The organism is Sphingopyxis sp. 2PD (assembly GCF_005503695.1).
Classification (GTDB): Bacteria; Pseudomonadota; Alphaproteobacteria; order Sphingomonadales; family Sphingomonadaceae; genus Sphingopyxis.
On sequence record NZ_SCMU01000032.1, the window covers coordinates 26,880 to 34,077 of the forward strand.

Annotated in this window: 5 protein-coding genes; 1 reads left to right on the top strand and 4 read right to left on the bottom strand. The window is 65.7% G+C overall.

Translation table 11 applies throughout. The features are described 5' to 3' along the window. Nucleotides 1–14: 14 nt before the first annotated feature. Nucleotides 15–1,268 (bottom strand): aspartyl/asparaginyl beta-hydroxylase domain-containing protein, encoded by a 1,254-nt coding sequence (locus FFS18_RS15440; RefSeq protein ID WP_137871522.1) that lies wholly within the window; start codon nucleotides 1,266–1,268, stop codon nucleotides 15–17. Between the two features lie 59 nt (nucleotides 1,269–1,327). On the opposite strand from FFS18_RS15440, the gene FFS18_RS15445 reads away from it, so the two are divergent. Next, the gene (locus FFS18_RS15445; protein ID WP_137871523.1) at nucleotides 1,328–2,353 is read left to right on the top strand and encodes a hypothetical protein; all 1,026 of its coding nucleotides are present in this window, start codon (nucleotides 1,328–1,330) and stop codon (nucleotides 2,351–2,353) included. Between the two features lie 317 nt (nucleotides 2,354–2,670). Here the strand turns inward: FFS18_RS15445 and FFS18_RS15450 are convergent, their stop codons facing one another. From FFS18_RS15450 to FFS18_RS15460, 3 genes are all read right to left on the bottom strand, one after another. Then, nucleotides 2,671–5,628 (bottom strand): TonB-dependent receptor domain-containing protein, encoded by a 2,958-nt coding sequence (locus FFS18_RS15450; protein ID WP_120217492.1) that lies wholly within the window; start codon nucleotides 5,626–5,628, stop codon nucleotides 2,671–2,673. A 266-nt stretch (nucleotides 5,629–5,894) separates the two neighbouring features. Continuing rightward, nucleotides 5,895–6,836 carry a M23 family metallopeptidase gene (locus tag FFS18_RS15455; protein ID WP_137871524.1) on the bottom strand — a complete coding sequence of 314 codons (942 nt, stop codon included), beginning with the start codon at nucleotides 6,834–6,836 and terminating at the stop codon, nucleotides 5,895–5,897. Beyond that, nucleotides 6,833–7,045 carry a DUF2093 domain-containing protein gene (locus FFS18_RS15460; RefSeq protein ID WP_137871525.1) on the bottom strand — a complete coding sequence of 71 codons (213 nt, stop codon included), beginning with the start codon at nucleotides 7,043–7,045 and terminating at the stop codon, nucleotides 6,833–6,835. The genes FFS18_RS15455 and FFS18_RS15460 overlap by 4 nt, the downstream gene beginning before the upstream one ends. Nucleotides 7,046–7,198 lie beyond the last annotated feature (153 nt).

Here is a 7,198-nt window from a genome sequence, read left to right on the forward strand (position 1 = left end):
GTCAGGCGACGCGATCAGCCGGCCTGACTGGCGAAGAAGTCGACCAGCAACGCCTGTTCGCGCGATGACAGATGGGGGTTCCACACGTCGAAGATCAGCACCAGGCGGTTCTCGTCACTGCGATTGATCGCTTCATGTTCGATCGTGTCGTCGAACGCAAACGCCTCGCCCTCGACCCATTGCCGCGTCTCACCGCCGACCCGGAACTCGCAGCCCGGCGGCACGACCAACGGCAGGTGGATGATCGCGCGCGTGTTGGTGACCCCGGTATGCGGCGGAATATGCGCGCCGGGGCGCAGCATCGAGAAAAAGGCCGAAGGCGCCTTTCCCGGAATCGGCGCCAGCGGAGCGCGCGCCAGTGCGGCGGCGGTTGCCGGGCAACGATCCAGAACGCGCTGGTTCGGGACGCCATATTCCCACAGGAAACAGGCGGTCCAGTCGAGCGACTGATCGAGCGGCGACCATTTGCTTTCGGGCGCGCCCTCTTCCATCCGCACATAGGGGCGGAGATCCTCGCCGCCCTGTTCGATCAGCGCCAGCCCCTCGCGGCGGATATCCGCCGTCGCGGCCTCCAGCTCGGCAAACCAGGGGAACAGCCGCTTGTCGAAAAATTCATCGGCGGGAAGGAAGGGATAATAGAGCCCGTGACACTCGTTGCGATAGGTGGTGCCGCGCCCCAAGACGATGTCGAGACAGCGGTTGAACCGGCGCATGTCGGGATCGGCGGCACGATCGGCGCCGAACAGGGCGTCGTACCGATCACTGAGCTTCCCCGCATGCGTGGCCATAAAGGCCTCCCCCTGCCGGATCACGTCGAGCACGGGTTGCGGCGGGTTGCTGATCTGGCGACCGACCTGGATCACCGCCGCCCAGGCCAGCACCGCATCGCCCTCCGTCCCGGCGCGCTGTTCGAGTTCCGCCTTGCGAAACAGGGCGGTGAATTGAAAGCGATCGGCCGCCAGCGCGCGATCGAGCGCGGCGCGTTCGCCGGGCACGTCGTCCAGCGCGCGCCGCGCCGTCGCCAGGTTGATCCACAGGATCGGTTCGCCCGGATCGGCAGCGGCGGCCTGCTTGAAAAGGTCCGACGCAGCGTCCCAATTCTGATCCTGCAAATGATGCATCCCGCGCGCGTTCAACAGCTGCGGGTCGTGCGGAGCCAGCGCCAGCGCTGCGTCGAGATGGCGCAGTTCGGCGCCGCGATCGCCGCGCCGCCGCGCGTCGCTGAAGGCGGCCAGGTGTTGCTGGACTTTGTTGGCTTGCTCTGTCACCGTGACGCCTAATCATAGGTTCAAATCGAGCGCAAGTGCGGCGGGATTAGAGACGGATCATGGCCGACAACATCCTGGCCAGCCCAGCGGCATTGGGGGCCGAATGGCTCGCGCACCGGTTCGATGAAGCGACCGGGACGATCCGTTTCGTCGACTATGACCGGCAAACGCGCGCCGCCGTCCCCTTTCTGACCGACGACCATCTGCCGCGCCGGGATTTTCGGTCGATGACGCGCGACGAAGCGCGCGCGATCGGTCAGACGGCGCCGGTTCATTTCATTTTTCACTCGGGATTCTGCTGCTCGACGCTGCTCGCCGCCTGCCTCGACCGACCGGGTCTGGCGAGCGGCCTGAGCGAACCGGTCATCCTCAATGATATCGTCGGGTGGCGGATGCGCGGCGCGCCGCCCGAGGCGATCGGCCCGCTGCTCGCGGACGCGCTGCGCCTGCTCGGGCGGCCCTTCCCCGGCGATCAGGCGGCGGTGGTCAAGCCGTCGAATGTCGTCAACGGGCTGGCCGCGGCCATGCTGGTCATCCAGCCGCAAGCGCGCGCGATCGTCATGCACGCGCCGCTCGACGATTTCCTGACATCGATCGCCAAAAAGGGGCTCGACGGGCGCCGCTGGGTGCGTGAACTGTTCGTGAAACTGCGCGCCGAAGGACGCGTTCAGGCGTTGGGCTTCACCGACCTCGATTTTCTGGGCCAGACCGATCTGCAGATCGCGGCGATGGCGTGGCTGGCCCAGCAATCCTTGTTCAGCAGCCTGATCCTTGGCGCCCCCGGCCGCGTTCGCGTCCTCGACAGCGCCGCGTTCATGGCCACGCCCGACGCAGCGCTGCGCCATGCCGCGGCGCATTTCGGCCTGAGCCTCGATCCCGCTGAGCTGGCGCAGATTCTCGCCGGGCCGCTGCAACGCAATTCGAAGGATGGCGCGCGCTATAGCGCGGCCGACCGCGCGGCGGATTATGACGCGAGCCGCGCCGCGCACGGCGACGAGATCGCCAAGGTCACCCTGTGGGCACAGGAGGTCGCGCGCGCGGTTGGTATCGACACCACGCTCGGCGCACCGCTGATCGCACAATAGCCCAGCTTTTCGGCGCAGACATCCAGCCAGCGGCCGCGGCGATCGTGGCCGCCACCGTCTTGCGGCGTTGCGCCACGCGGGCCATCGCGATCGACGCGAACATCGATCCCAACCACCGGCACCGACGCTGCCGCGCCATTGGCGCTCGATATTGTGCCTAGGCCACCCCCGCCAAAACGACCGGAAGGATCGCGGACGTGCGCGCCCCGCTTATCCGCAACCCATCGTCGGCACCTCGCCCGCCGAGTCGGCCATCAGACAAAAGAAAAGGGCGGGCCGCACGCGACCCGCCCTTTCCTGATTTGCGTCTGAAGCGATTAGAACTTCAGGCGTGCCGTGGCGCTGTAACGGCGGCCGATCACGTCGTAGGTCGACGGATAGGTGTTGCCGCTGTTGGCCGAGGTCGTACCGGCCTGACCACCAAGAAGCGGCGGCTTCTTGTCGAGCAGGTTGAACGCGGTCAGCGTCAGGTCGAAATTCTCGGTCACCGAGAACCGCGTCGTCAGGTCGAAATAATCATACGCCTTGATGCGGTTCAGGTTGATCGGCTGGCCGACAATATCGGGGAAGCGCGTGGCGTCGCCGCGCACGAACCCGGTACAGCCGTTGGCGGTGACGCCCGGACCGCAGAGGTTGCCGTTCTGCGAGCGGAAGCTCGACATGTGGCGCCACAACAGCGACACATCGACGCCGTCAAAGCCGAGCGTGGTACGCATCGTCCACGACCATTTCGGCTGCAACTGACCCTGGGCAATACCGCAGTTCACGCTGTAAACGCCGGCACAATTCGGGAAGTTGGTCACCGTTTCCGACGCCTGGAAGGTCGCCTTGCGGGTGTGGTTGCCCGAGAAGTTCAGCGTCAGGTCAGCAAAACCGATGTCGCGCTTGTAGTTCGCGATCAGGTCGAAACCGTCGGTGAACAGGATGCCCGCGTTGCTGAGCGGCGCGGGCAGGCCGCCCGTCGTCGCCGGCGAACCGCTGAGGCGACCCGTTGCCGGGTTGCGGCGGATAGCCGTACAGGCCGGGTTGGTCGCCGAAGCGGCCGACAGACCGGTAAAGCAGGCGGCGATGATGTCGCCCGGCAGCGGTGCGGTGATCGCGTCCGTGACCTTGATGCGGTAGTAGTCGAGCGACAGCGTCAGGCCGGGGATCAGGCCGCGCGGCGTGAACACTGCGCCAACCGTCAACGTCTTCGCCGTTTCCGGGCCGACGTTCGGGTTGCCACCGGTGGTCACGTTCGCCTGACCTGCGGCCGGCTGCTCGATGAAGCCGATCGAAGCTGCAGGCGCACCCTGGGCAAGACAGACAGCGGTCAGATTGGCGTTGCCAATCGGCGCTGCGCCGGCGCAGGGGTCGGTCGCAAGGTTGGTCAGCTGCACGTTGAGCGGCGCGAACAATTCGCCGATGTTCGGTGCACGAACGGCCTTTTGGTAGTTCGCACGGAACTTCAGCGCGTCGACCGGTGCCCAGTTGACGCCGACCTTCCAGCTCGTCGGGCTGAACTTCGGGTTGCCCGGTGCGTCGACCGAGTAACGCGAGTAGCGAATGCCGCCTTCGACCGTCAGATCGTCAAAGAAGGGCTTGTCGCTGACGAGCGGCACGACCAATTCGGCGAACGCTTCGGTGCTGTCATAGGCGCCCGAGAACGGACGGACCGCGCCGCCTGCACCGCCGAGCTCGCCCGGAACCTGTGCAAGGTTATCGGGACGCTGCGCAGCGTTATACTTGCGATATTCGCCGCCAAGCGCGAACGACACTTCTTCGCTCGCCCACGGCGATCCGAAACCGGCCGAACCCGACAGCACGCCATGCACCTGCGCCAGCGACGCATATTGCTGGATCGAGCTGGTGATACCGCCGATGAACGCACCCATTTCCGGGGTGATGCTGCCTTCCGGACCGAACAGGTTCAGCGGGACGCAGCCGTTGGCCGGGTTGGTACAAGCGGTGGTGCTGGTGGCAGCCAGCGCCTGGACAACGCGCGAGCGCGAAACGTAGCCGCGGCGGGTTTCGGTGTTTTCCGATTCGCCATAGGCGCCGTAGATGTCGAACGAGATATTGTCGGTGATGTTGAAGGTCGCACCGGCCTTGATGTCGAAAATGTTCGTGACATATTCCGACAGGCGCGGCCCGAGTTCCACCGAGCGACGATACACGGCGCCAAGCGGGATCGCCTGGTTTGTGTTACAAGCCGCACCTAGCGCGATACCGGCAAAGCCGCAAAGCTGGTCGCGAATGCCGGCCGGCAGATAGGGGTTGTCGCCGTTGATCGTCAGCGCTTCGCCGAAGATACCCGACGACGCGATTTCGGTTTTGACGGTGTTCTTCGAGAACAGGCCGCGACCATAGACGGTCACGCTGTCCGAAACGTCGTAACGGCCTTCACCGTAGAAGTTGAAGCGTTCGTACGGGGTGATGTAGATGTTCGCCGGGTTGAAGTTGTACAGCGAATATTGCGGCACGAGGCTCAGGCCATCGGCGCTGACCTGGCGGTTGCCGGCCACACCGGTGATGCCGAACGAGGTCGGGGTCGCGGTCGGCGAGTCGCCACCGCAGAAACCCGACAGCGAGTTGAGCACGCACTGGCCGAAACCACGCGAACCGAACAGCAGCTTGTCGGCTTCGATGTAACCGATCGAGATCACGGCGTTACCGCGGCCATCGTCGAAGTTGGCACCGATCACCAGGTCGGCGCGGAACAGGTTGGCGTCGCCCTGTTCGCTGATCTGCTGGGTCGCCGAAAGGTCGATACCGGCAAAGTCGCGCTTGGTGATGAAGTTGACGACACCGGTCACGGCGTCTGCACCATAGGTGGTCGACGCGCCGCCGGTCAGAACGTCGACGCGCTCCACCAGGGCAACCGGGATGTTGTTAAGGTCGACCGCGCCGAAGAAGCTCGACGGCACGAGGCGGGTCGAGTTCAGCATGACGAGGTTGCGGTTGGCGCCGAGGCCGCGAAGGTCGACGCGTGCCGAACCCGCCGAACCGTTGTTGACGTTCGAACCGAGGTTGGGAACGATGCCGGGGGTTTCGCGCAGCAGCAGTTCAGCGCTGGTGGCCTGACGCAGCTGGATTTCGTCTTCGGTGGTGACGTTCACCGGCGACGACTGTTCGAGGTTGGGGTTACGGATCAGCGTACCGGTCACGACGATTTCGCCGGTCGTGGTACCCTCTTCTGCGGCGTCCTGCGCATAGGCAGGAGCCGAAACCAGGGCGACGCTCAGTACGAGCGGCGCAGCGCCTAGCTTCAGCTTAGAAAATTGGGTTTTCTTCACAGTGCAGTCCCTTGCTACTGGTGGATTGAGTTACCCGAGCCCCTGACGCGGCAGCACACAGCCGACGCGCAAACACCCCGATAGCGTGCGGAATGACCTTTCCCTTAGGGCGAGTAAAGGAATTTTCCGGACTATTCCGCCGTTTCACAAGCCATTGTGACGTATTTGCAACAACCGTGACATTTGGCGAAATACAATATGTCGCAACCCGGCCTCCGCGACATATTGTTTCATCGGTAACGAATTCGCGCGGCGCGCAACAATATTCAGCTGCCTATCGGACCCGCCAACTTGGCCGGGTCGAGCCGCGCATCGCGCCATTTCAGTCCCCAATGCATGTGCGGCCCGGTCGCGCGGCCCGTGCGCCCGATCGTCCCCAGCACCTGCCCCTGCACCACCGGATCGCCGACCTTCACGTCGAGCCGCTGGCAATGAAGAAAGGCGCTGGTCAGCCCCATGCCATGGTCGACAATCAGCAGATGGCCCTCCAATGTGAAAGGGGTCGTCGCGGCGAGTACCACCACGCCGTCGGCGGGCGCCACGAAGGGGGTTCCCGCCGGAGCCGCAATGTCGGTACCGCTGTGATAGGCGCCGGGCTTGCCCTGATAGACCCGCTGCGCCCCGAAAAAGCCCGACAGTCGCCCGGTGACCGGCCAGCGGAAGCGCTGTTTCCAGCCGTCGGATGTCGCCTCGACGTTTCGCGCTGCCGCAATCTGGGCGAGTTCGGCGGGGCGACGGCGCTGGAAATCGGCGTCGCTTGCCGCACTGCCGCGATAGGGCGCGTTGATCTGTTCGATGCGCCACGTCCCGGGCACCACCATAATTTCTTCGACGACCTGCCGCCCGTCACGAACCGTTGCGACAAGGCGCGCGCGGGGGGCCGCATCGCGGTCGAACGCGATCAGGAAACCGCCGTCGGCGGCGACCGGCACCGGCTGGCCGTCGAGCGTCAGCGCGCGGGTATGGCTGGGAACCACCCCCAGCAGCACCGCGCCCTGCTCGGCGCTTCGGCGCGAACCGCGAAAGACGAAGGGCTCGAGTGCCGCGGCGGGGGGCGGCACCGTCGAAGACACCGACCCTGGCGATGCCCCGGCGGCGGGCGGCGGGGCTGCCACGTCGCGCGCGGCATCGGGCGACACACAGCCAGCGGCAACAAGCAGCAGCGGCAACGCAGCGATCGAGCGCCGTAAATACCCCGCCAGCGTCATGCCCCGCGCGCGGCGTCCAGTGCGGCCTGTACCGAAATGGCGGCGCTGGCATAGGGCTCCTGCCGCGCCACCGACCAGTAACGCAGCTCGTCGAGCCCGATCGGCGCGCTCGTCACCGCGCACAGCACATGGTCGCCGGGCGACAGGATACGAAATCCATTCGGGCCATATTGCAGGCGGGCGAGGCGGTTGCGGCTGGCGATCAGCATGCGTCTGGTGTCCGTTCAAGAGTCGGTGATTGCGGCCACTATAGCAGCCGGACGCGCCGGGGCCACCCCGGGCGATTTCAGAACAGCTCGCCCTGCCCTCTTTTGGGCGGCGGGGCAGCAGGCCGCCGCGCGGGGCGGGGCGCCGCGCGGCGG